Raw genomic sequence first — 23,872 nt, 5'->3', positions numbered from 1 at the left:
CAGTACGGTTGTCCTGCCATGGCTCAGGAATCCGCACGTGTCATCACCCTCGTCGTCGTCGACGACCACCCCGTCGTACGGGACGGTCTGCGCGGCATGTTCGACTCGGCCCCGGATTTCGACGTCCTCGGGGAGGCGTCGAACGGGGTCGAGGGGGTCGAGCTGGCGATCCGGCTGGACCCCGACGTCGTCCTGATGGACCTGCGGATGCCGGGCGGCGGCGGAGTCGCCGCCATTGCCGAACTGGCCCGGCGCGGCGCCCGGTCCAAGGTGCTGGTCCTCACCACGTACGACACCGACACCGACACCCTGCCCGCGATCGAGGCGGGCGCGACCGGTTATCTGCTCAAGGACGCGCCCCGCGACGAGCTGTTCACCGCCGTCCGCGCCGCCGCCGACGGCCGCACCGTGCTCTCGCCCGCCGTCGCCTCCCGGCTCATCTCACGGGTGCGCACCCCGGCGGCGGGCAGCGAGGCGCTGTCGGGCCGCGAGCGCGAGGTGCTCGAACTCGTCGCGAAGGGCACGTCGAACCGGGAGATCGCCGCCGAGCTGTTCATCAGCGAGGCCACCGTGAAGACCCATCTCACCCATGTCTTCGCCAAACTGGGCGCCAAGGACCGGGCCGCCGCCGTCGCGATCGGCTACGACCGGGGCATCCTCGGCTGACCCCGGCCCCGGCCCCGGCGCCCGCTCACACCGCACACTCCACTCACTCCCTGACGCGCAGCAGCTGCACCGACCTGGCCGGCACGGTCAGCGTCCCGTCGCCCGGGTGGACGGTGCCGGGAGCCGTGGCCTGGTCCTCCCGCGACGTGTCCAGGACCAGCTCGTAGCTCCGCGCCCACGGCGGCCCGGGGAGTCGGAAGCCGCACGGGCGGTGGCCGGCGTGCAGGACCGCCAGGAAGCTGTCGTCCGTGATCTGCTCGCCCCGCGCGTCCCGGCCGGGGATGTCGCGCCCGGAGAGGTAGAGGCCGACCGTGGCGGCCGGCGCGTACCAGTCCGCCTCCGTCATCTCCGTACCCCCCGCCGTGAACCACGCCAGGTCCCGCAGCCCGTCCGCCGCCTGCGGCAGCCCGGAGAAGAAGGCCCGGCGGCGCAGCACCGGATGGGTGCGGCGCAGCCGCAGCACCCGGGCCGTCAGCTCGGTCAGCGCCCGCCAGCCGGGCTGTTCGAGCAGTGACCAGTCCAGCCAGCCGATCTCGTTGTCCTGGCAGTACGCGTTGTTGTTGCCGCCCTGCGTACGGCCCATCTCGTCGCCCGCGACCAGCATCGGCACGCCCGTCGACAGCAGCAGCGTGGTCAGCAGGTTGCGCAGCTGGCGGCGGCGCAGCGCGTTGATCCCGGCGTCCTCGCTCTCGCCCTCGGCGCCGCAGTTCCAGGCCCGGTTGTCGTCGGTACCGTCCCGGTTGCCCTCGCCGTTGCCCTCGTTGTGCTTCTGCTCGTAGCTCACCAGGTCGCGCAGGGTGAAGCCGTCGTGCGCGGTGACGAAGTTGACCGAGGCGTAGGGGCGCCGGCCGCCCCACGCGTAGAGGTCGCTGGACCCGGTCAGCCGGTAGCCGAGGTCGCGCACGTCGGGCAGCGCGCCGCGCCAGAAGTCCCGCACGGCGTCCCGGTAGCGGTCGTTCCACTCGGTCCACAGCGGCGGGAAGGCGCCCACCTGGTAGCCACCGTTGCCGACGTCCCACGGCTCGGCGATCAGCTTCACCCGGCGCAGCACCGGGTCCTGGGCGATCACCGCGAGGAACGGCGAGAGCATGTCGACGTCGTGCATGGAGCGGGCCAGCGCGGCCGCGAGGTCGAAGCGGAAGCCGTCGACGCCCATCTCCGTCACCCAGTAGCGCAGCGAGTCCGTGATCAGCCGCAGCACCTGCGGCTGGACCACGTGCAGGGTGTTGCCGCAGCCGGTGTAGTCCGCGTACCTGCGGGCATCGGGCTGGAGACGGTAGTAGCCCCGGTTGTCGATGCCGCGCAGCGACAGCATCGGACCGAGCTCGCCCGCCTCCGCGGTGTGGTTGTAGACCACGTCGAGGATCACCTCGATCCCCGCGTCGTGCAGCGCCCGCACCATCCGCTTGAACTCGCCGACCTGCTGGCCCGCGGTGCCGCTCGCCGAGTAGCCGGCGTGCGGGGCGAAGTAGCCGATGGAGTTGTAGCCCCAGTAGTTGTGCAGCCCGCGCCTCAGCAGATGGTCCTCGTGGGCGAACTGATGCACCGGCAGCAGTTCCACCGCCGTCACCCCGAGCCGCTGGAGGTGTCCGACGGCCGCCGGATGGGCGAGGCCGGCGTACGTGCCCCGCAGCTCCTCGGGGATCTGGGGGTGCAGCTTGGTGAAGCCGCGTACGTGCAGTTCGTAGATGACCAAGTCCGCCCACGGGGTCTTGGGCCTGCGGTCCTCGGCCCAGTCGTCGTCGTCATGGACCACGACGCCCTTGGGGACGTGCGGGGCGGAGTCCCGTTCGTCGCGGACGGTGTCGGCGACCTGCTGCTGCGGCCAGTCCCTCACATGGCCGTACACCTCGGCCGGAAGGGTGAACGCGCCGTCCACCGCCCGTGCGTACGGATCGAGGAGCAGCTTGGCCGGGTTCCAGCGGGCCCCGGTCCAGGGGTCCCAGCGGCCGTGCACCCGGTAGCCGTAGCGCTGCCCCGGCCGCACTCCCGGTACGAAGCCGTGCCGGATCTCATGGGTCAGCTCGGTCAGCGCGAGCCGCCGCTCGGCCCCGTCCTCGTCGAAGAGGCAGAGCTCGACCGCCTCCGAACCGCCCGCCCACAGCGCGAAGTTGGTGCCCGCGATCCCGTCGGGGCCCACCCGGAACCGGGCCCCGAGCGGTGTCGGGGCGCCGGGCCACACGGCGGGCGGCCGCCCCCGGGCGGCTGCCGCACCCGGCTCCCGTACTGCCTCCTGCTCGGCTGCGCTCGACACCTGCTCGCCTCCCGCGGCTCGTGCGGACCGGCACCGAAAGGGAGCGCACGGCGTCCCGGCCGCGGCTCCCCGAGTGTGGTCCTCCCTCTGTTTCTGCCCACCCGGACGCCCGCACTCACGTTTCCCCCGACCGGCCCCTGTCGTTGGGCGGGCGTGAACCACGTAGCGAAGAGGGCGGTGGCGAACCCGGCCACCGCGGCGACATGGGCAGGGCTGCTCGTCGTGCTGGCCGTACTGACCGGCTGCACCGGCGTCGGATCGATCTTCAGCGGGGACGCGGGCCCGCCACCGGACGTGATCCAGGTCACCCCGCGGGACGGGGCGAAGAACATCGGCCCGGACGACCGGATCGGGGTGAAGGTCTCCGACGGCCGGCTGGAAAGCGTGGCGGTGACCCGGATCGAGGACGCGCAGCGCCAGAAGGTGCCCGGCCGGATCGCGGACGACGGCCGGTCCTGGGCGCCCGCGAGCGGGGCGGGCCGGCTCAGGCTTGCCGCCAAGTACAGCATGGACGCGGTGGCCGTGGACGGCTCGGGGCACCGCTCGGCCCGCCACACCACCTTCACCACGGTCGTGCCCGAGCACCGCTTCATCGGCTACTTCAAGCCGGAGAACCGCTCCACGGTCGGCACCGGGATGATCGTCTCCTTCGACTTCAACCGGCCGGTCACCAACCGCGCGGCCGTCCAGAGGGCCATCAAGGTGACGGCCGTTCCACCGGTCGAGGTGGCGGGGCACTGGTTCGGCGAGAGCCGGCTCGACTTCCGCCCCGCCGCCTACTGGAAGCCGGGCACCGAGGTGACCGTCGAGATGGCGCTGCGCGACGTGGAGGGCGCGCCGCACGTGTACGGCACCCAGGACAAGAAGGTCGTCTTCGAGATCGGCCGCTCCCAGACGTCCCTGGTCGACGCGGCCGCGCACACCATGGAGGTGCGCCGCGAGGGCGAGGCCGCCACCACCATTGCGATCACGGCGGGTGCCGCGGGGAAGACGACCACGTACAACGGGAAGATGGTGGTCAGCGAGATGCACGAAGTGACCCGGATGAACGGCCGCACGGTCGGCTTCGGCGGCGAGTACGACATCAAGGATGTCCCGCACGCCATCCGGCTCACCGCTTCCGGCACCTTCCTGCACGGCAACTACTGGTCGGACGAGGACGTCTTCGGCTCTCAGAACGTCAGCCACGGCTGTGTCGGGCTCCTCGACGTACAGGGCGGCGGCAGCGACACCCCGGCCGGCTGGTTCTACGACCGGACGCTCATCGGCGATGTGGTCGAGGTCGTCAACTCCAAGGACAAACAGGTCGCGCCGGACAACGGGCTCAGTGGCTGGAACCTGGACTGGGCCGGGTGGAAGGCCGGCTCCGCCCTCCGCTGACCCCCGTCGGCCCGCCCTGCCCGGCCTCCTCCCGCGCCACCCGGCAAAGCCCCGGGACAACTTGGGACTGAACGGTGACATCCGGGGGATCATTTCCCCACGCTCGGTGTGATTATCTTTCGCTGAGCGTGCATGTGCAGCGCGCGGGGGAGGGAGCCTTCGGGCTCCCGGGGGCCTTGGCGGGGCCAGGCCGTGTGAGGGGAGACAACCACATTGAACGGGCAGCCGATATCGGGGACATCGGCCGGGGCGAACGGCGTACGGGGCGGGCGAGGATCCACCGGACCGCTGGCTCTGGTTCTGGGTGCGCTGTTGTTGCTGGTGACGGCGTGCGGCGGGGGAGACGACGCCGGCGGCAAGGGCGGCGGCGCGGGGAAGGCCGAGGACACCTCGGCCTCGCAGGCCGTGGTGACCGTCGCACCGAAGGACGGCGCGGACTCCGTCGCGACGAGCGGCGTGCTGAAGGTCTCGGCCGACCAGGGGAAGCTGACCACGGTCAAGGTCTCCGACCCCAAGGGCGCCGAGGTCGAGGGGAAGATCGCGGCCGACGGCGCCAGCTGGGCCCCGGATCAGCACCTGGCCGCCGCGACCAAGTACAAGGTCCACGCGGTCGCCAAGGACTCCAAGGGCCGTGAGTCGGCGAAGGACACCAGCTTCACCACGCTGGTCCCGCAGAACACCTTCATCGGGCAGTACACCCCGGAGGACGGTTCCACGGTCGGCGTCGGGATGCCCGTCTCGATCCACTTCACCCGCGGCATCACCGACCCGGAGGCGGTCGAGAAGGCGATCAAGGTGACGGCCGAGCCGTCCGTCCCGGTCGAGGGCCACTGGTTCGGCAACGACCGGCTCGACTTCCGTCCCGAGGACTACTGGGCCGCGGGCACCAAGGTGACCGTGAAGCTCAACCTCGACGGCGTCGAGGGCCGCCCCGGTGTCTACGGCAAGCAGACCAAGACGGTCTCCTTCACCATCGGCCGCAAGCAGGTCAGCACGGTCGACGCGAGCACCCACCGGATGAAGGTCGTCCGTGACGACCAGCAGATCAAGGACATCCCGATCTCGGCGGGCGCCCCGGCGACCACCACGTACAACGGTCAGATGGTCATCAGCGAGAAGCTCAAGGTGACCCGGATGAACGGTGACACCGTCGGCTTCGGCGGCGAGTACGACATCAAGGACGTGCCGCACGCGATGCGTCTGTCCACCTCGGGCACCTTCATCCACGGCAACTACTGGGGCAACTCCGGCATCTTCGGCTCGACCAACACCAGCCACGGCTGCGTCGGCCTGCAGGACGTGCGCGGCGCCTGGTCCAAGAAGACCTCGGCGGCCTGGTTCTTCGACAACTCCCTCATCGGTGACGTAGTGGTCGTGAAGAACTCGCACGACAAGACGATCCAGCCGGACAACGGCCTCAACGGCTGGAACATGTCCTGGTCGGAGTGGACCAAGTAGTCCTTCGAGCAGGTCGTACGGAGCGGGCCCGGTGCTGTGACCAACAGCACCGGGCCCGCCGTCGTTAGCGACGGTTAACCTGCCCCCATGACCGCAAACCTCGAAGTACGCGACGGCGTCGGCACGATCCTGCTGGACCGCCCGCCCATGAACGCCCTGGACGTCGCCACCCAGGACCGGCTGCGTGAACTCGCCGAGGAGGCGACCCGCCGCGACGACGTGCGCGCCGTGGTCCTCTACGGCGGCGAGAAGGTGTTCGCGGCGGGCGCGGACATCAAGGAGATGCAGGCGATGGACCATGCGGCGATGGTCGTACGGTCCAAGGCGCTGCAGGACTCGTTCACCGCGGTGGCCCGGGTCCCCAAGCCCGTCGTCGCCGCCGTCACCGGATATGCGCTGGGCGGCGGCTGCGAGCTGGCGCTCTGCGCCGACTTCCGCATCGCCGGCGACAACGCCAAGCTCGGCCAGCCCGAGATCCTGCTCGGGCTGATCCCGGGCGCGGGCGGCACCCAGCGCCTGGCCCGGCTGATCGGCCCCTCCCGGGCCAAGGACCTGATCTTCACCGGCCGCCACGTGCGGGCCGAAGAGGCCCTGGCGATCGGTCTGGTGGACCGGGTGGTGCCCGCCGCCGAGGTGTACGAGCAGGCGCACGCCTGGGCCGCCGTGCTGGCCAAGGGGCCGGCTCTGGCGCTGCGCGCCGCCAAGGAATCCATCGACGCCGGCCTGGAGACGGACATCGACACCGGGCTCACGATCGAGCGGAACTGGTTCGCCGGACTGTTCGCCACCGAGGACCGGGAGCGCGGAATGCGCAGCTTCGTCGAAGAGGGTCCGGGCAAGGCCAAATTCCTCTGACCGAACGCCAGTTGGGCACGGACTGACGCGCGTTCATCCGTGCGGGCGGATTGGCCGGGCCTCAAGGCAACCTTGAGGCCCGGCCAATCCGATGTGCCCTCAGAACGCGGTCAGAGGGCATGTCCGTGCAGGTCAGAGGGGTTGCAGCGGCTCGCGTTCTGCCACTGGCATATGCCTATCCGCCTTCATGGAGCGGTGGGTTCCGGGGTGCTGATTCCTTCGGAACGGCCCCGGCGCGCCCGTCTTGCGGCCATGATGGTGTCCATGGCGGGCCTGGAGGGTGTGGAACAGCCGCGACCGCACAGCAGTGCGACAGGGGCGCGGTGGATGCCGACCGTGGAGGACGAACAGGCGTTCAAGACACTGGAGTTGTTCGGGAATCCGACGGAGGGCGAAGTCCGCCTGCCCTCCCGTCCGGAGTCCGCGGCCACCGCCCGGCGGCTCACCTCGTGCGTGGTGCTGCGTCAGTGGGCGCTCTCCCCGCAGACCGCCGAGTACGCCGTGCTGCTCGTCTCGGAGCTCGTCGGCAACGCGGTGCGGCACACCGGCGCCCGGGTCTTCGGGCTGCGGATGATGCGCCGCCGCGGCTGGATCAGGGTCGAGGTGCGCGACCCCTCGCGCGGACTGCCCTGCCTGATGCCCGTTCAGCCGATGGATGTCAGCGGGCGGGGCCTCTTCCTCGTCGACAAGCTCTCCGACCGCTGGGGTGTGGATCTGCTGCCGCGCGGCAAGACCACGTGGTTCGAGATGCGGATCTCCGATCGCTGATCCCGGTCGGCGGGCCCGTACCCGTGCCCGCCCGTGCCCGGAAACCACAGCAGCCCCCGTCCGCCGTGGTGAGGCGCTTCGGGGGCTGCTGTGTGGGGGCCGCGAAATGGGGGGTGTGTTCGCGGCCGCTTGTGACGACCTGGCTCGGGTCATGCGGTCGTGTGACCGACTATGGCAGACGGGCGACCTCCCCGCCAAAGGTGCAATCGATGCATCTACGGTGATAGTGGGACATTCTCTGGGTGAATCGCAGGTGTGATGGGTCACTTGCCTGTAAAAGTGTGAATATTTATGGGATTGAGTGAGTGATTCATTCGGTTCGCCCATATGTCTAAATTGTTATTTCCATCTCATTTCGCCCCTACTGTGTCTGCACATGAACGTCTCCGACACTCCGGTGCACCGCCGCGGCGCCCTGCGCGCGGGAGCAGGGGCCGCCCTCGCCGGTGTCCTCGCCGCCGGATGCGCGGACCGCGATGCCGCCGGCACACCGGCCGGGGCCGTCACGAACACGGTGAGACCGAACAACCCGGCCGACGCGACCACCCGGCCTCCGTCCCCGAATCCCGCCCCCGGACCGCACCGCTTCCCCGGACAGCCGGTCCAGATCGACCACGGCCCCCGCGACCGCGCCCGCGTCGCCCTCACCTTCCACGGCCAGGGCGACCCCGCCACCGCCCGCACCGTGCTCGCCGAGGCCGAACGGGCCCACGCCCGGGTCACCGTCCTCGCCGTCGGCAGCTGGCTCGACGAACACCCCGACATGCCCCGGCGCATCCTCGACGGCGGCCACGAACTCGGCAACCACACCCAGCACCACACCGACATCTCCTCGATGGGCGAGGCCGAGGCGTACGCGGAGATCAACGACTGCGCCCGGCGGCTGCGCAGGCTCACCGGCTCCATCGGCACGTGGTTCCGCCCCTCGCGCGCCCGGAACGCCACACCGCTCGTCCGGCGGCTGGCCGCCAGGGCGGGCTACCCGCACGTCCTCTCGTACGACGTGGACTCCCTCGACTTCACCTCTCCCGGCGCCGCGGCCGTCACCCGCAAGGTGGCCGGGGAGATCCGCAACGGATCGGTGGTGAGCCTGCACTTCGGCTACGCGGACACGGTCGCCGCGCTGCCCCTCCTCCTCACCGAAATCGACCGCCGCCGACTGCGCGCGGTGACGACCACGGAGCTGCTGACCTGATGTCTCCCTCCACCAAGCACACCGCGGCCCTGCTCGGGGGCGTCCTGCTGGCCGTACTCACCGGCTGCGGCACCTCCGCCGAGAAGGCGAACGTCCAGGCCGTCGGCAGCGAGGCGGCCCGGCCCGCCGAGGCCGACCGCGCCGCACCGCCGGGGCTCCCCGGGATGCCCCCGGTGCTCGACGCGAAGGACGTCTACTCGGCCGACCGGGGAGAACTGTCCCCGGTCGTCAAGGACTTTCCGTCCCGGGTGTACGTCCCCAACACCAACTCCGACACCGTGTCCGTGATCGACCCCGCGACGTACAAGGTCATCAAGACCATCAAGGTCGGCCGCCAGCCGCAGCACGTCGTCCCCTCGTGGGACCTGAAGACCCTCTGGGTCAACAACGACATCGGCGACAGCCTCACCGCCATCGACCCGGCCACCGGGAAGACCGGCCCCACGGTGCCGGTCTCCGACCCGTACAACCTCTACTTCACCCCGGACGGCAAGTACGCCGTGGTGATGGCCTCGATGGACCGTCAGCTGGTCTTCCGCGATGCCCACACCATGAAGACGGCCAAGACCGTCCCGGTCGACTGCGCGGGCGTCAACCACGCCGACTTCTCCACCGACGGCCGGTACTTCATCGTCTCCTGCGAGTTCTCCGGCGAACTCCTCAAGGTCGACACCGCGAAGATGAAGGTCATCGGGCAGCAGAAGCTGCCGTTCGGCGGCGCGATGCCGCAGGACGTGAAACTGTCGCCGGACGGCGGGACGTTCTACATCGCGGACATGGTCGCCGACGGGATCTGGATCCTGGACGGGAAGAAGTTCACCACCCCGAAACTGCTGCACACCGGCAAGGGCACCCACGGCCTCTACGTCAGCCGCGACTCCAAACAGATGTACATCTCCAACCGCGGCGAGGGCACCATCTCCGTCTTCGACTTCGCCAAGCGCAAGCTGGCGACGAAGTGGCGGCTGCCCGGCGGCGGCAGCCCCGACATGGGCGGGGTCTCGGCGGACGGCAAGGTCCTCTGGCTGAGCGGCCGTTACGACGCCGAGGTGTACGCGATCGACACCACCACCGGCAAGCAGCTGGCCCGTATCCCGGTGGGCAGCGGCCCGCACGGACTTGCCGTCTACCCGCAGCCGGGCCGCTACTCGCTCGGCCACACCGGCGTCTTCCGCTGATGTCCCGACGTCAACACCGCGCCTGACACGCTCGCCTTCGGATGACACTCCATGGCCCGGCGCCATGCCGCCGCGACAGTGACCATCATGATGATCACTTCTCGTCTGCGGCGCCGGGCCGCACTCGCCGTTCTCTCCCTCTCCGCCGTGCTCGTTCCGGCCGCCGCGACGGAGGCCGCCCCCGCGGTCGCTCCGGCCGCCGCCCCTGTCGCCACGCTCAAGCCCGGCGGCTGCCCGGCCGTCGCCGACCACCTCTTCGCCGCCGCCGACCCGGTGGACCTCGACCGGATCACCCCGCAGCCCTCGTGGCGGGTCGACTGCCGCCAGCTCTACCGGGCGGACGGCCGGGGCCCGGCGACCATCTTCGACGAGGGCTTCCACGCCAGGGACATCGACTACGGCCAGTACGACGTGGAGAAGTACGTCCTGGTCAACCAGCCGTCGCCGTTCGTCTCCACCACTTACGACCACGACCTGTACAAGAAGTGGAAGAGCGAGTTCAACTACTACATCGACGCTCCCGGCGGCATCGACGTGAACAGGACGATCGGCGACACCCACAAGTACGCCGACCAGGTGGAGGTCGCCTTCCCCGGCGGCGTCGACCGGGAGTTCATCGTCGGGGCGTGCCCGATCGACCGGGCGACCAAGACCGAGGTCATGAACGAGTGCGTCGACAACCCGCACTACAAGCCGTGGCGCAGCTGATCCGGCGAACAGTCACCCCATGACGAACAGGGCCTCCGAGCCCACCGGCCGGTAGCCCGCAGCCTGGAACGTCCGCACACTGCGGGCGTTCCCCGGCGACTGCTGGGCCCACACCACCGCGTCCGGCACCAGCTGCCGGGCCGCCCGCGCGAGCCGCTCGCCCAGCCGCCGGCCGCGCGCCTCCTCGGCCACCTCGATCGCGGTCTCCCAGCGGCCCGCGACGCCCCGGCCGAGGATCACCACACCGCCGTCGGCGGACCAGACCCGCACCTCGTCGCGGTACCGCATCGCCCGCGCCACCCGTGGATGCTCCGGGTCCTCGATCTCCCGCAGCTCGATCTCCGGTTCGCCGGGCAGCGCGGGGGCGACCGTCAGCAGATCGACGGTGTTCATGTGCCGGCCGGTCCGGGCCAGCAGCGCGTTCAGGAAGTGCGGGTTCATCGTCGCGGCGAGCTCGTCGCCGGGGGTAGCGGCCAGCACGGCCCGCACCCACTCGGGGTCCTCGTCGGTGAAGACCACCGAGTGCGCGGTGAACGCCAGCACCCCGGCGTCCCGGGCCGAGGGCTGCCGCACCACGGTCGTCGAACCGTCCGGCGGGGGAAACCGCCCGTGCGCCGAGGCCGTCAGAATCCGTGCCAGCGCGTCATCCATCGGTGTCCCGTTCCCCGTCCGGTCCGTGGTCCGCCGGGCGGCGGACTTCCCCCACTCATGATCGACTACCGGCCGCCGCGAACGCCATCGGTCACGACCGTTAATCTGACCCCCGTCGGTCAGGCATTGGCCAGGCATTGATCAGGGATTACGAAGGGGCGAAACCGTGGCGGACATAGAGTCGGCGCGCAAGGCATTCGAGCGGTTCGATCTGAACGGCGACGGGCTGATCTCGGCCGTCGAGTACAAGAGCGTGATGGCGCAGCTCGGCGACCCCTACGTCACCGAGACGGTGGCCCAGGCCGTCATCAACTCGCACGACGCCAACAGCGACGGGCTGCTCACGTTCGAGGAGTTCTGGGCGGCCCAGAACAAGGACTGAGTCCTGAAGGACCCCCGGCCTCCCCGGCCGGGGGCCGCCGTTCAGGCGCTCTCGCGGTACGGAGCCCAGCCGCGCAGCTCCTCGTCGCGCGGGGCCCGCACCACGGCGGGCCTGCCGGGGCCGAAGCCCATCACCGGGCGCGAGGCGTCCCAGGCCGGCCAGCCGGGGTCGCCGGACGCGGCGAACGCCACCCACGCCGCGTGCATCGCGTCGGCCAGCTCCTGCGGGGCGTCCGGACCGGCCAGCGCCACCGCGTCGGGCTTGTCCAGCGTGTCGAAGACGAAGCCGATCTCCAGCGCGTGACAGGCGCCCAGCCGCAGCACCGGGGACGGCCAGCCGAATTCGTAGACATGGGTGCTTCCCGGCCCGTCCGCACGGGCGTCGGCCACCCGGTTCAGCGGGACCCGCAGCAGCAGATCGGTGGCGAGCGCCCCGAGCAGCTCACCCGGCGTGGCACCCGGCCGGTTCGCCCGGTACGTACGCGTCGTGGCGCCCGGCACCTTGAACTTCAGCAGGGCCAGCCTGAGCTTGAACGCGGACAGCCGCTCCGTCAGACCGCTGGGTACGAACCAGAGCCGGTACTCCTCGCTGTTCGAGCCCAGCAGCAGATCGACACCGGACGCGGCGCCGTCCAGCAGCGCTTCGAGCGGATCGCGGGGCAGCAGATCGCCGTCCACCACGATCTGGAAGGAATTCCCGCCGGTCAGCGGCGAACCGCCGGCCGTCACCTCGGTCTGCGCGGCCAGCAGCGCGGCCGGATCCACCGCGGCCAGCGCCCCGGCCGTCGCCGCCACCCCGAGCCGCTCGGCGATCAGCTCCGTGGTGCGCCGGGCGCCCGCGCCGAGCGGCAGCGCGGTCGGCGCACCGCTCTGCAGCACGGCCCGCCGGAACAGGCCCCTGGCCCGAGGGGCGGCCAGCAGGGCGCCGATGCTGATCGCCCCCGCCGACTCGCCGCACACCGTGACCAGCTCCGGATCGCCGCCGAACGCCGCGATGTTCTCCCGCACCCAGGTCAGGGCCGCGATCTGGTCGAGCAGCCCCCGGTTGGCGGGCGCGTCCGGGAACACTCCGAACCCCTCCACGCCGAGCCGGTAGTTGACCGACACCAGGACCACGCCGTCCCGGGCGAACGCGGTGCCGTCGTACAGCGGCACCGCCGACGAGCCGTGCAGCAGTGAACCGCCGTGGATCCAGACGATGACGGGCAGCCCGGCGGCGGCCGGGGACGGCGTCCACACATTGAGGTTGAGGCAGTTGTCGCCCGGTACGTCGGGGTCGGGCAGCAGCCGGTCCAGCGGCGGGTCGTACGGCCGCTTGGGCGCGGTCGGCCCGAACTCCACCGCGTCCCGCACCCTTTCCCACGGCTCGGGCGGCTCGGGTGCCCGAAAGCGCAGGGCGCCGACCGGCGCGGCGGCGTACGGGATGCCGCGGAAGACGGCGACACCCTGCTCCAGCGTGCCGCGCACCGCCCCGTGGACCGTGCTGACCCGGGGCGACGTCCCGGGTATCGGAGTGGGTACGGCAGACATGTGGTTCAGCCCTTCTGCGGTGCGATCGGGGACCGGTGACCGATGTGTACCCAGTCCGGGGCCGCGTCGACCCGGACCGGCTCCGCCGCCGTGGCGGGCGGGGTCAGGAGGAGGGAGGAGCCGCAGTCAGGGCTCGCTTGAGCACCTTGCCGGTCGGGCCCAGCGGCAGCGCCCCGGTGAACCGCACGACGCGCGGGTACTTGTGCCGCCCGAGCCGCTCCCTGGACCAGGCGATCAGCTCCTGCTCCGTCACCGCCTCCGCCCCGGCCCGCAGTACGACGACCGCACAGATCTCCTCGCCGCGCGCCTCGTCGGGCACACCGATCACCGCGACCTCGGAGACCGCCGGATGGCGGACCAGCACCTCCTCGACCTCACGCGGATAGATGTTGAAGCCGCCCCGGATGACCAGGTCCTTCTTCCGGTCGACGATGCTCAGGAAGCCGTCCTCGTCCCGGACCCCGAGATCCCCGGTGCGGAACCAGCCGTCGACGACCGCCCTGGCCGTCGCCGCCGGATCGTCGAGATACCCGGCGAACACGTTGTGGCCGCGCACCACGACCTCGCCGACCTCGCCGTCCGCGAGCAGCACCACGGCCTCCTCCACCGCCGCGTCCGCCACCCCGATCTCCACGCCCCACACCGGGTGGCCGACCGTGCCGGGGCGGCGGCCGATCTCCGGCTGGTTGAAGGTGGCGACGGGGGAGGTCTCGGTCAGCCCGTAGCCCTCCAGGACCTGCGTCGCGAAGGTCTCCTCGAAGCGTTCGAGCACGGCGACGGGGAGGGCCGCGCCGCCCGAGACGGCCGCGCGCAGGGTGGGACGGTGCGTCGCGTCGTCCTGCGCCGCCGCCTCCACGAGGGCGTGGTACATCGTCGGTACGCCCATGAAGACGCTCACGCCTTCGGCGGCCAGCAGCTCCAGCGCGCCCGCGCCGCTGAAGCGAGGCATGAGCACGAGCGTCGCCCCGGCGCGCAGCGTCGCGTTCATCGCACAGGTCTGCCCGTAGGTGTGGAACAGCGGAAGACACCCGAGGACCACGTCGTCGAAGTCCAGCCGCAGCAGGTCATGGGCGATCACGGAGGCGTTCAGCACGATGTTGAGGTGGGTGAGCAACGCCCCCTTGGGCCGCCCGGTCGTGCCGCTGGTGTAGAGAATCACCGCGGTGTCCTCCGGGGCCGCCGGCTCCGCTGCGCTCAGCGGGTCGCCGCCCTCCGGCACGCCGTGCACGGCCCTGACCCCCGCGGCGCGTGCTCCCTCCTCGGCGACCGGCCACATCGGACCGCCGCCGATCAGCACGACGGAGCCGCTGTGCCGCAGCACGTACGCCACCTCCTCGGCCACCAGCAGCCCGTGCACCGGCACCACCGTCGCCCCGGCGGCCAGCGCGCCGAAGTACGCGTACAGGAAGTCCGCCGAGTTGGGCAGCAGCACCGCGACCCGGTCGCCCGGCCGGACCCCCGAGGCCCGCAGTGCGCCCGCGCAGCGCAGCGACCCGTCCCACAGCTCGCGGTAGGTGATCCGGGTGCCCGAATCGACCACGGCCACGCGGTCGGGATGCTTGCGGGCCGACTCGCGCAGGACGATGGCGACGCTGAGAAACATGACACGCTCCAGGAAACATGGCGTTCACACGGCTCTTCCCGCTCAGAATCGGCCGTAGCCCCGGCTCCGCACAATGTGCAGTTGCCCACCATGTGCACCGCCCACCTGGGCAGCAGCCACACAGAGAGACACATGGCGAGGCATCCGCATAACGTGGGCGTTAATCTTCGGGGCATGGCGCAGAACCCGCGTGCCCCAGCCCCGCGTACCGGCGACGACGGTGAGCTGCGCCGCGCCCTGGCCGTCGCCCTCCTGCCGGGGATCGACGAACTGACCCGGCGGGTCGTCGACGACATCCACGCGCACAGCGGTACGTACGCCTCCGGCTCGCCCGTCAGCCGGGACGATCTGCGGGGGATCTGCCGCGACAACCTGCTGCGCGCGCTGGAGGACTTCGGCGGGCTGTTGTCCAGCGCGGGCGAGGGCGAGCACGCGGCGCGCGAGACGGGGCGGCGGCGCGCGGAGCAGGGCGTACCGCTGGACACCGTGCTCCAGGCCTACCGGCGCGGCGGCCGGGTGATGTGGCAGATGATGGCCGAACATCTGCGGGCGACGCGCGGGACACCGGACGCCGCGGGGCCGGTCGCGGGCGACCGGGACACCGAGCTGGACATGGCGGGCGCCGTGTGGGAGACCATCGACCGCTACTCGCTGGTCATGGCCGAGTCGTACCGGCTCACCCAGTTGGAGATGCAGGGCAGGCAGGACACCCGCCGCGTCGCCCTCTTCGAGGCCCTGCTCGACGGGCGCGGCGACGATCCGGCGGTCGCGGCGGCGGCCGCCGCCGCGCTGGGCGTGCCGGTCCACGACAGGTACGTCATCGTCGTCGCCGCCCAGGACCCGGCCGCGCCGCCCAACCCGGCACCCGTCCTCGACGAGCACGGCATCTGGTCCTTCTGGCGGCCCCGGTCGGGCCGGTACGCGGGAATCGTGCGGCTGGCGGCCACGGGGGATTACGGTGTCCTGCTCGACCTGCTGCGCCACCGCACCGGTGCCACCGCGGGGGTGTCACCGGAGTTCGACCGGCTGGCCAGGGCGGGGCGGGCGCTGCGGCTGGCCGAGCACGCGCTGCGCACGCTGCCCGCCAAAAGCGGTGAGGCGGCGGCCTTCGACGACCGGCTCGCGGAGGTGCTCCTGGTCGGCCGGCCGGAGATCGCCGAGCGCCTCGTGACCACGTGGCTGGGCGGCGTACTGGACATGGCGGCCGAACGCGACGTGCTGCTCGGCACGCTCCGGGTCTGGCTCGACCACGGCTGCTCGGCGGCGCGGGCGGCCGAGCTGCTCTACTGCCACCGCAACACGGTCCTCAACCGGATCGGCCGGATCGCCGAACTCACCGGCGCCTCGGCCGAGTCGGGCGAGGTGAGGCTGGGGTGGGCGCTGGCCCTGCGGGCGCTTGAGCTGCTGGCCGGCGACTACGAACAGGCGACGGGTGAAAGCGACTTGGGGCGGGCCGGGGCGTGAGCGGCGCCGCGCAGGACCGGAGGCCGTTGCCGGCCCCCGGTCGGCGGCTCCCGCACATATCGGCGTCGGGTCAGGCCGCGAAGTGCTCGGACAGGGACTCCCGTTCGTCGACCTCGACGAGGTCGGGGCGGGTGTAGCGCTCCGCGCGGGCGTGGTAGTCGAAGTCGCCCCGGACCAGCCCCCGGTAGTCCCGTAGGCACCGCTCCAGCGCGAGCCGGGTGGGGCCCTGGATGCCGGCCGCCTCGATCTCCTCGATCAGCTCCTTCTCGGCCCGCTGCACCCGCTGCGCGATCCCGGCGAGCTGCGCCCCGGCCTCGTCGACCGCCTCCTGGAGTGTGCAGCCGCGATCGCGCTGGATGAGGCGCACCGCGTTGTGTTCGTACCCGAGCAGCGCCTCCTTCTCGAAGGAGCAGATGTCGTTGCAGAGCCCCGAGTGATCGGTGACCGCGTTGCGCAGCGCGATGTACGCGGGAAGGCTCCGGGCCGATTCCGGGAGGTCGATCCCGGCGGTGATCTCATGGAGGTCCAGGAAGGGCTGCATGGCCACCGAATCCCGGCGGTGCTTCACGAATTCGGTCCGGGACGGCGCCTGCCCGGCCGCCCGCTCCACGGCCTCGGCGTAGTAGGTCCACAGCCAGGCGACCGTGTCCCGCCGGAACTGCCGGATCCAGCGCGCCGACCGGTCCCGGTACGTCCGGGTCCGCAGCCCCACGAGCGCGCGCTCCATGGCGCCGCGCGGCGGGCCGCCGTCGAGCACGGTGACCAGCCGGTCGATCGCCGCCTCGCACATGCGCGGGTCACGTCCGGCGGGCCCGTCGTCGAACTCGTCGTCGACGAGGAAGGCCCAGAAGAGCCACTGGCAGAAGAGATCGAGATGCTGTTGCGACGCGGCCGGGAAGATGAGGGAGATCCAGAGCTCGGGCCTGGTCCGGATCATCTTCTTCCGGGCCACCGGGGAGAGTCCGAGGTCATTGGATTCGGCCCATTCCCACGCTGCCTCCCTGGTCTCCTCGATGCCTGGATTGCATCCGGTGCTCTGGAACGGCATATGAAACGCTGGCAGCGCAATCTGGCTCATTGGTGCCCCTCGTCGAAGCGGTTCGGATGAGCGATACGAACGGGTAACCGGCCGGACTCATGTGTCGGCGCCGGGTACGCGTCGGGGTACGGGCCGCCCCCGCCCACCGACTCTGGCCAGAGGCTCACCGTGCGAGACGAGGCAGTCATTCCTGCTCACTCTCCTCCGCCGGGGGTCGGGCATCGGGGCCGGACCCGTGGGCCCGCGGTGGCAATCGCCCGTGGTGCAGGACGGCGGCATCACCATGTGTAACCCCCAGTCAACCGTCTGTGGGTGAAAGAGGGAAGCTATTTGTGACCGAAACTGCTTGATCGTCAGAAACGATTGAACATCTCTGAGCAGTCGGTGACTCGTTGTGGTGATCTCCGGTCGGCGGCCCGGACGCGCCCGGAGGCGCCCGCGCAGGCAGTCGCGCAGGCGATTTCACGCCCCGCCGCGCCGCCGGGTGGTTTCCCTGCTGTTCCGTCCCGCTCAGGAGCCCTTCAGGGGCCGCATCAGCCGCTCGAAGTCCTGCCGGCCGGACAGGTCCGACGGTCAGCAGAGCACGCGAATCCGCTTGCTCGTACGCCGCGGAGTCGTCGCTCCGGCCGACGGCACGCAGCCGCTCGATCACCGCACGGGCACGGTGGTCACCACTTCGGGTCCAGTCCCTGCACTGTGTGCGCACGATCACAGTCGCCGCTCATCGGCCCCCGCAGGCCGGATCCGATGCCGTGGGGGGCGCCGCTTGCTCACGCTCTGAGACAGAATGCCGTTTGGCACAAGCCGTGTCGCCGCCGGCCACGATCCACATCCGCGCCTGCTGCACAGCTGTTTTCACGTCCGCACCGTGTGTGTGCGGACCGCGCGACGACTCATGGAGTGCAGATTGACTACGACGTTCCGCTCTCGTATCACCGCCCGGATCGGGCGCAGTTACCTGTCCAGGATCCAGAAGTACGGGATCGGGTCATCCACGGTCCGGCTGCTGCCCGACGACCTGTTGATGATGCTGCGCAGGGACGGCCTCGACCCGGTGGACAAACTGGCCAGGACCCGGGCGAAGCGGCCGGTGCACAAGGTCTCGCTGCCGTTCGGCATGGACGCCTGGGTGGTCAGCGGTTATGAGGAGTCGAAGGCCGTCCTCGGCTCGGCCGACGGATTCAGCACCGACTTCGCCCACCTCGCGACGAACGCCGGAGTGGCCGCCGAACAGAGCCCCGGCGGGCTCGGGTTCAACGATCCGCCGGTCCACACCCGCCTGCGCCGCATCCTGACCCCGGAGTTCACGATGCGCCGGCTGCGGCGGCTGGGCCCCAGGATCGACGCCATCGTCGAGGAGCGCCTCGACGCGATGGAGGCCGCCACGGGCCCGGTCGACCTGGTGCAGGAGTTCGCGCTGCCCATTCCCTCCCTCACCATCTGCGAACTGCTGGGCGTGCCGTACGAGGACCGCGACGACTTCCAGCAGCTCGCCATGGACCGCTTCGACCTCTTCGCCGGCACGACCGCGCCCTTCGGCGCGATGTCGGAGTCGCTGGCGTACTTCAGGGACGTCGTCAAGGCACAGCGCGAGAAGCCGGGCGACGGGCTGCTCGGTATGATCGTGCGGGAGCACGGCGACAACGTCGACGACGAGGAACTCGCGGGTCTGGCCGACGGTGTGCTCACCGGCGGGTTCGAGACGACCGCCAGCACCATCGCCCTGGGCTCCCTGGTGCTGCTGCAGAACCCGGACGTCCTGGAACGAATACGTCACGACGACGCCATGACCGCCCCCTTCGTCGAGGAGGTGCTGCGTTATCTCTCGGCGGTGCAGATAGCCTTTCCCCGGTTCGCCCGCAGGGACATAGAGATAGGCGGGGTGGTCATTCCGCAGGGCGACATGGTGCTCTGCTCGCTCAGCGCCGCCAACCGCGATGCCGGGTACGTCAGCGACGACGGGCGCTTCGACCCGCACCGTACTCCCGCGGGCGGCGGTCACCTCGCCTTCGGCCACGGCATCCACCGCTGCATCGGCGCCGAACTGGCCCGCACCGAACTGCGCACGGCCTACCCGGCCCTGGCCCGGCGGTTTCCCCGGATGCGGCTCGCCGTCCCGCCCCAGGACCTGGCCTTCCGCAAGCTCTCCATCGTGTACGGCATCGAATCGCTGCCGGTGCACCTGCGCTGAGGCGCTCGTACCGGGTTGTGCCGCGGGGCCGGTCCGGCGCCGTGGCGCCCGGGGTCAGTGGCTGCCGGTGAGTTCGCCGCTGAGGGTCCTGTGCATCTCGGCACTCGGCTCGTTCAGGCCGATGATCTCGACGGTCTTGCCGCGCTGCTCGTACTTCCCGGTGATGGCGTCCAGCGCGGCGACCGAGGAGGCGTCCCAGATGTGGGCGGCGGACAGGTCGATGACGACCCGGCCGGGGTCGGCGACGTAATCGAACCGGGTGACCAGGTCGTTGGCGGAGGCGAAGAAGAGTTCGCCGGTCACAAAGTAGACGATCCGGTCGCCCCCGGGGTCGACGGCCGTCGTGACGTCGGCCAGGCGGGCGACCCGCCTGGCGAAGATCACCATGGCGATGACCGTGCCGGCCACGACGCCGACGGCCAGGTTGTGGGTGACGACCACGCAGGCCACGGTCACGACCATGACGAGGGTCTCCCCGGCCGGCATCCGTCTCAGCGTCTTCGGCGCGACGGAGTGCCAGTCGAAGGCCGCGACGGACACCATCACCATGACGGCGACGAGCGCGGCCATGGGAATGCGGGAGACAACGGGCCCGAGGACGATGCACAGGACCATCAGGAAGGTGCCCGCGAAGAAGGTCGACAGCCGGGTGCGGGCGCCGGACACCTTCACGTTGATCATCGTCTGGCCGATCACGGCGCAGCCGCCCATGCCGCCGAAGAAGCCGGTGACGATGTTGGCGATGCCCTGGCCGATGGACTCGCGGGTCTTGCTGGAGCGGGTGTCGGTGATGTCGTCGACCAGCTTGGCGGTCATCAGGGACTCCATCAGCCCCACCAGCGCCATGGCGAGCGCGTAGGGCGCCACGGTCGTCAGGGTGTCCACCGTGAACGGCACATCGGGCAGGCCGGGCACCGGCAGCGCGGAGGGCAGCTCGCCCCGGTCGCCCACGGTCGGGACGGCGATCTGGGCGGCGACGGTGATGACCGTGAGGGCGACGACGGTGACCAGCGGCGCCGGGACCGCCCTGGTCACCCTGGGGAAGAGCACCAGCAGCAGGAGGCCGCCGGCGATCAGCGGGTAGACCGCCCAGGGCACGTCGTGCAGCTCGGGGATCTGGGCCATGAAGACCAGGATGGCGAGGGAGTTGACGAAGCCGACCATCACACTGCGCGGCACGAACCGCAGCAGCTTCGCGACGCCCAGCGCACCCAGGGCCATCTGGAACACACCGCCCAGGATGACCGCGGCGACCAGGTAACCGAACCCGTGCTGACGGTTGAGGGGTGCGAGCACCAGGGCGACCGCGCCGGTGGCGGCGGAGATCATCGCGGGGCGTCCGCCGACGACGGAGATGACCACCGCCATGGTGAACGAGGTGAACAGCCCGATCGCCGGATCCACCCCGACGATCACCGAGAAGGAGATCGCCTCGGGGATCAGCGCCAGCCCGACCACGAGGCCGGCCAGCAGCTCGGTGCGGAACCCCTTCGGGGACGGCCAGGAAGGGCGGAAGCGGCGCAGGCGCGCGGCCGGGGACGGTACGGAGGAGGGCAAGAGCGGGAAACCTGTCGTGCGGGGCGTGCGGCGAGGCACAGGAGGCCGGGGCGTCACCTGCGACGCCCGCGAGCGAGCAGCGGGCTACTCTACCCGCACACCTGACGCCGCCCGACGGGCGAAGCCTCCCGGCTCCACCGCACGGACCGCTGGGCTCCGTCCCGGAGACCGGGGGTCTACCCGCTCAGCACTCGATGATGTTCACCGCGAGCCCGCCGCGCGCCGTCTCCTTGTACTTCACGCTCATGTCCGCGCCCGTCTCCTTCATGGTCTTGATGACCTTGTCGAGGGAGACCTTGTGGCTGCCGTCGCCGCGCAGCGCCATCTTCGCCGCCGTGACCGCCTTGACCGCCGCCATGCCGTTGCGCTCGATGCACGGGATCTGGACGAGACCGCCGACCGGGTCGCAGGTCAGGCCCAGGTTGTGTTCCATGCCGATCTCGGCTGCGTTCTCGACCTGTTCGGGGGTGCCGCCCAGGACCTCGGCGAGGGCGCCCGCGGCCATGGAGCAGGCGGAGCCGACCTCGCCCTGGCAGCCGACCTCGGCGCCGGAGATGGAGGCGTTCTCCTTGAAGAGCATGCCGATGGCCCCGGCCGCGAGGAGGAAGCGGACGACGCTGTCCTCCTTCTCGGCCTCGGTGGCGCCGCCGGCCGCGAAGTTCATGTAGTAGTGCAGGACGGCCGGGATGATGCCCGCGGCGCCGTTGGTGGGGGCGGTGACGACCCGGCCGCCCGCCGCGTTCTCCTCATTGACCGCCATCGCGTAGAGGGTGATCCACTCCATCGCGTGGGCCTGCGGGTCGCCCTCGGCCCGCAGCTGGCGGGCTGTGTTCGCGGCGCGGCGGCGGACCTTGAGGCCGCCGGGCAGGATGCCCTCGCGGGACATGCCGCGCGAGACACAGGCCTGCATGACGCGCCAGATGTCCAGCAGGCCCGAGCGGATCTCGTCCTCGGTGCGCCAGGCCCGCTCGTTCTCCAGCATCAGCGAGGAGATGGACAGCCCGGTGTCGTGGGCGAGGCGCAGCAGCTCGTCGCCGGTGCGGAAGGGGTGCTTGAGAACGGTGTCGTCCAGCACGATCCGGTCCTCGCCGACCGCGTCCTCGTCCACGACGAAGCCGCCGCCGACCGAGTAGTACGTCTTCTCCAGCAGCAGCTCGCCCTCGCGGTCGAAAGCGAGGACCGTCATGCCGTTCGCGTGGTACGGGAGGGCCTTGCGGCGGTGCAGGATCAGCTGCTCGTCGAAGTCGAAGTCGATCTCGTGCATGCCGAGGAGGTTGATCCGGCCGGTGGTGCGGATCTGCTCGACCCGCTCGTCGGCGGACTCCACGTCGACGGTGCGCGGCGACTCGCCCTCCAGGCCGAGCAGGACGGCCTTGGGGGTGCCGTGGCCGTGACCCGTCGCTCCGAGGGATCCGTACAGCTCGGCGCGTATCGAGGCGGTGTGGGCGATCAGGCCCTCGTTCTTCAGCCGGCGCGCGAACATCCGGGCGGCGCGCATCGGGCCGACCGTATGGGAGCTGGACGGGCCGATGCCGATCGAGAACAGGTCGAAGACCGAGATGGCCACGGTGACTCCTCAGGGGTTGGTAGACATCGTCGTCTGCCGGTGGTGCGGTGCGGGCCGGGCGGCCCGGGGGCGGGGCATGGGACGGGGCACCGCGCTCACAGTTCAGTGTGCGCGGTGCCCCGCCCCAACGTGTTACGAGAACTTGTCCGGACTACTTCAGGCCGGGGTACAGCGGGAACTTCTCGGCCAGCGCGACGACGCGGGCCTTCAGGGCGTCCGCGTCGTAGGACGGCTTGAGGGCTGCGGCGATGATCTCCGCGACCTCGGTGAAGTCCTCGGCCTGGAAACCGCGGGTCGCCAGGGCCGGCGTACCGATCCGCAGACCCGAGGTGACCATCGGCGGCCGCGGGTCGTTCGGGATGGCGTTCCGGTTGACCGTGATGCCCAGCTCGTGGAGCCGGTCCTCGGCCTGCTGGCCGTCCAGCTCGGAGTTGCGCAGGTCCACGAGGACCAGGTGGACGTCCGTACCGCCGGACAGCACGGAGACACCGACCTCGGTGACGTCCGGCTGGACCAGGCGCTCGGCGAGGATCCGGGCGCCGTCCAGGGTGCGCTGCTGGCGCTCCTTGAACTCCTCGGTCGCCGCGACCTTGAACGAGACCGCCTTGGCCGCGATCACGTGCTCCAGCGGGCCGCCCTGCTGGCCGGGGAAGACCGCGGAGTTGATCTTCTTGGCGAGCTCCTGCGTCGACAGGATGACGCCACCGCGCGGACCGCCGAGGGTCTTGTGCGTGGTGGTCGTGACGACGTGGGCGTGCGGCACCGGGTTGGGGTGCAGCCCCGCGGCCACCAGACCGGCGAAGTGCGCCATGTCGACCATCAGGTACGCGCCGACCTCGTCCGCGATGCGGCGGAAGGCGGCGAAGTCCAGCTGGCGCGGGTACGCGGACCAGCCGGCGACGATCAGCTTCGGCTTGGACTCCTTGGCCAGACGCTCGACCTCGGCCATGTCCACGACGCCGGTCTCGTCGACGTGGTACGGGACCACGTTGTAGAGCTTGCCGGAGAAGTTGATCTTCATGCCGTGCGTCAGGTGACCGCCGTGGGCCAGGTTTAGGCCCATGATCGTGTCGCCCGGCTTGAGCAGCGCGAACATCGCGGCGGCGTTGGCCTGCGCACCGGAGTGCGGCTGGACGTTCGCGGCCTCGGCGCCGAACAGCGCCTTGATGCGGTCGATGGCGATCTGCTCGACGACGTCGACGTGCTCGCAACCGCCGTAGTAGCGGCGGCCGGGGTAGCCCTCGGCGTACTTGTTGGTGAGGACGGAGCCCTGGGCCTCCATGACCGCGACCGGAGCGAAGTTCTCCGAGGCGATCATTTCGAGGGTGGACTGCTGACGGTGGAGCTCGGCGTCGACAGCGGCGGCGACGTCCGGGTCCAGCTCGTGGAGGGAGGAGTTGAGAAGCGACATCAGGTGGTCCCTTTGG

The 23,872-nt window shown here is 70.9% G+C and carries 19 protein-coding genes; 11 read left to right on the top strand and 8 right to left on the bottom strand.

The window, feature by feature from the left end; all coding sequences use genetic code 11:
• The first annotated feature begins 18 nt into the window (after window positions 1–18).
• Window positions 19–666 carry a response regulator gene (locus ACIRJP_RS24840; protein ID WP_404178060.1) on the top strand — a complete coding sequence of 216 codons (648 nt, stop codon included), beginning with the start codon at window positions 19–21 and terminating at the stop codon, window positions 664–666.
• A 43-nt stretch (window positions 667–709) separates the two neighbouring features.
• Here the strand turns inward: ACIRJP_RS24840 and glgX are convergent, their stop codons facing one another.
• Entirely contained in the window at window positions 710–2,920 is a 2,211-nt protein-coding gene (gene glgX, locus ACIRJP_RS24835) for a glycogen debranching protein GlgX (protein ID WP_404178057.1), read from the bottom strand.
• A gap of 153 nt (window positions 2,921–3,073) precedes the next feature.
• On the opposite strand from glgX, the gene ACIRJP_RS24830 reads away from it, so the two are divergent.
• The 7 genes from ACIRJP_RS24830 (at window position 3,074) to ACIRJP_RS24800 (ending at window position 10,462) form a co-directional block, all read left to right on the top strand.
• Entirely contained in the window at window positions 3,074–4,300 is a 1,227-nt protein-coding gene (locus tag ACIRJP_RS24830) for an Ig-like domain-containing protein (protein ID WP_404178054.1), read from the top strand.
• A 213-nt stretch (window positions 4,301–4,513) separates the two neighbouring features.
• The gene (locus tag ACIRJP_RS24825; RefSeq protein WP_404178051.1) at window positions 4,514–5,758 is read left to right on the top strand and encodes an Ig-like domain-containing protein; all 1,245 of its coding nucleotides are present in this window, start codon (window positions 4,514–4,516) and stop codon (window positions 5,756–5,758) included.
• Window positions 5,759–5,845: 87 nt separating this feature from the next.
• The gene (locus ACIRJP_RS24820) at window positions 5,846–6,613 is read left to right on the top strand and encodes an enoyl-CoA hydratase/isomerase family protein (RefSeq protein ID WP_404178048.1); all 768 of its coding nucleotides are present in this window, start codon (window positions 5,846–5,848) and stop codon (window positions 6,611–6,613) included.
• A 252-nt stretch (window positions 6,614–6,865) separates the two neighbouring features.
• Entirely contained in the window at window positions 6,866–7,381 is a 516-nt protein-coding gene (locus tag ACIRJP_RS24815; RefSeq protein ID WP_404178293.1) for an ATP-binding protein, read from the top strand.
• A gap of 376 nt (window positions 7,382–7,757) precedes the next feature.
• The gene (locus ACIRJP_RS24810; protein ID WP_404178045.1) at window positions 7,758–8,576 is read left to right on the top strand and encodes a polysaccharide deacetylase family protein; all 819 of its coding nucleotides are present in this window, start codon (window positions 7,758–7,760) and stop codon (window positions 8,574–8,576) included.
• Window positions 8,576–9,754, top strand: a complete 1,179-nt coding sequence (locus ACIRJP_RS24805) for a hypothetical protein (protein ID WP_404178042.1) — start codon at window positions 8,576–8,578, stop codon at window positions 9,752–9,754. Before ACIRJP_RS24810 ends, ACIRJP_RS24805 begins: the two co-directional genes overlap by 1 nt.
• 90 nt (window positions 9,755–9,844) lie before the next feature.
• Complete coding sequence (locus ACIRJP_RS24800; RefSeq protein ID WP_404178290.1) at window positions 9,845–10,462, top strand: ADP-ribosyltransferase; 618 nt, start codon at window positions 9,845–9,847, stop codon at window positions 10,460–10,462.
• 12 nt (window positions 10,463–10,474) lie between these two features.
• Here the strand turns inward: ACIRJP_RS24800 and ACIRJP_RS24795 are convergent, their stop codons facing one another.
• Window positions 10,475–11,113: a GNAT family N-acetyltransferase gene (locus tag ACIRJP_RS24795; protein ID WP_404178039.1), complete on the bottom strand. Its 639-nt coding sequence runs from the start codon at window positions 11,111–11,113 to the stop codon at window positions 10,475–10,477.
• Window positions 11,114–11,279: 166 nt separating this feature from the next.
• Between ACIRJP_RS24795 and ACIRJP_RS24790 the strand changes: the two genes are divergently transcribed.
• Complete coding sequence (locus tag ACIRJP_RS24790; RefSeq protein ID WP_266729590.1) at window positions 11,280–11,495, top strand: EF-hand domain-containing protein; 216 nt, start codon at window positions 11,280–11,282, stop codon at window positions 11,493–11,495.
• Between the two features lie 41 nt (window positions 11,496–11,536).
• Here the strand turns inward: ACIRJP_RS24790 and ACIRJP_RS24785 are convergent, their stop codons facing one another.
• Together ACIRJP_RS24785 and ACIRJP_RS24780 are read right to left on the bottom strand one after the other, a co-directional pair.
• Complete coding sequence (locus tag ACIRJP_RS24785; RefSeq protein ID WP_404178036.1) at window positions 11,537–13,024, bottom strand: carboxylesterase/lipase family protein; 1,488 nt, start codon at window positions 13,022–13,024, stop codon at window positions 11,537–11,539.
• A 103-nt stretch (window positions 13,025–13,127) separates the two neighbouring features.
• A complete protein-coding gene (locus ACIRJP_RS24780) occupies window positions 13,128–14,627 on the bottom strand; it encodes a long-chain fatty acid--CoA ligase (RefSeq protein ID WP_404178033.1) in 1,500 nt (499 codons plus the stop codon).
• Window positions 14,628–14,801: 174 nt separating this feature from the next.
• On the opposite strand from ACIRJP_RS24780, the gene ACIRJP_RS24775 reads away from it, so the two are divergent.
• The gene (locus ACIRJP_RS24775) at window positions 14,802–16,091 is read left to right on the top strand and encodes a PucR family transcriptional regulator (protein ID WP_404178030.1); all 1,290 of its coding nucleotides are present in this window, start codon (window positions 14,802–14,804) and stop codon (window positions 16,089–16,091) included.
• A gap of 70 nt (window positions 16,092–16,161) precedes the next feature.
• Here ACIRJP_RS24775 and ACIRJP_RS24770 read toward each other — a convergent pair whose 3' ends face one another.
• Window positions 16,162–17,139 carry a terpene synthase family protein gene (locus ACIRJP_RS24770; RefSeq protein WP_404178287.1) on the bottom strand — a complete coding sequence of 326 codons (978 nt, stop codon included), beginning with the start codon at window positions 17,137–17,139 and terminating at the stop codon, window positions 16,162–16,164.
• Between the two features lie 886 nt (window positions 17,140–18,025).
• On the opposite strand from ACIRJP_RS24770, the gene ACIRJP_RS24765 reads away from it, so the two are divergent.
• The gene (locus ACIRJP_RS24765) at window positions 18,026–19,321 is read left to right on the top strand and encodes a cytochrome P450 (protein ID WP_404178027.1); all 1,296 of its coding nucleotides are present in this window, start codon (window positions 18,026–18,028) and stop codon (window positions 19,319–19,321) included.
• A gap of 54 nt (window positions 19,322–19,375) precedes the next feature.
• On the opposite strand, the gene ACIRJP_RS24760 is transcribed toward ACIRJP_RS24765, so the two are convergent.
• The 3 genes from ACIRJP_RS24760 to glyA form a co-directional block, all read right to left on the bottom strand.
• On the bottom strand, window positions 19,376–20,878 hold the full coding sequence (locus tag ACIRJP_RS24760) for a SulP family inorganic anion transporter (RefSeq protein WP_404178024.1): 1,503 nt from the start codon (window positions 20,876–20,878) through the stop codon (window positions 19,376–19,378).
• 184 nt (window positions 20,879–21,062) lie between these two features.
• Window positions 21,063–22,445: an L-serine ammonia-lyase gene (locus tag ACIRJP_RS24755; protein ID WP_404178022.1), complete on the bottom strand. Its 1,383-nt coding sequence runs from the start codon at window positions 22,443–22,445 to the stop codon at window positions 21,063–21,065.
• Window positions 22,446–22,596: 151 nt separating this feature from the next.
• A complete protein-coding gene (gene glyA / locus ACIRJP_RS24750; protein WP_072486820.1) occupies window positions 22,597–23,856 on the bottom strand; it encodes a serine hydroxymethyltransferase in 1,260 nt (419 codons plus the stop codon).
• Window positions 23,857–23,872: the final 16 nt, after the last annotated feature.

The organism is Streptomyces sp. NPDC102437 (assembly GCF_044765565.1).
Classification (GTDB): domain Bacteria; phylum Actinomycetota; class Actinomycetes; order Streptomycetales; family Streptomycetaceae; genus Streptomyces.
The sequence above is the reverse complement of the archived record's forward strand: the minus strand, read 5'-3'. Positions and strand labels throughout refer to the sequence as shown.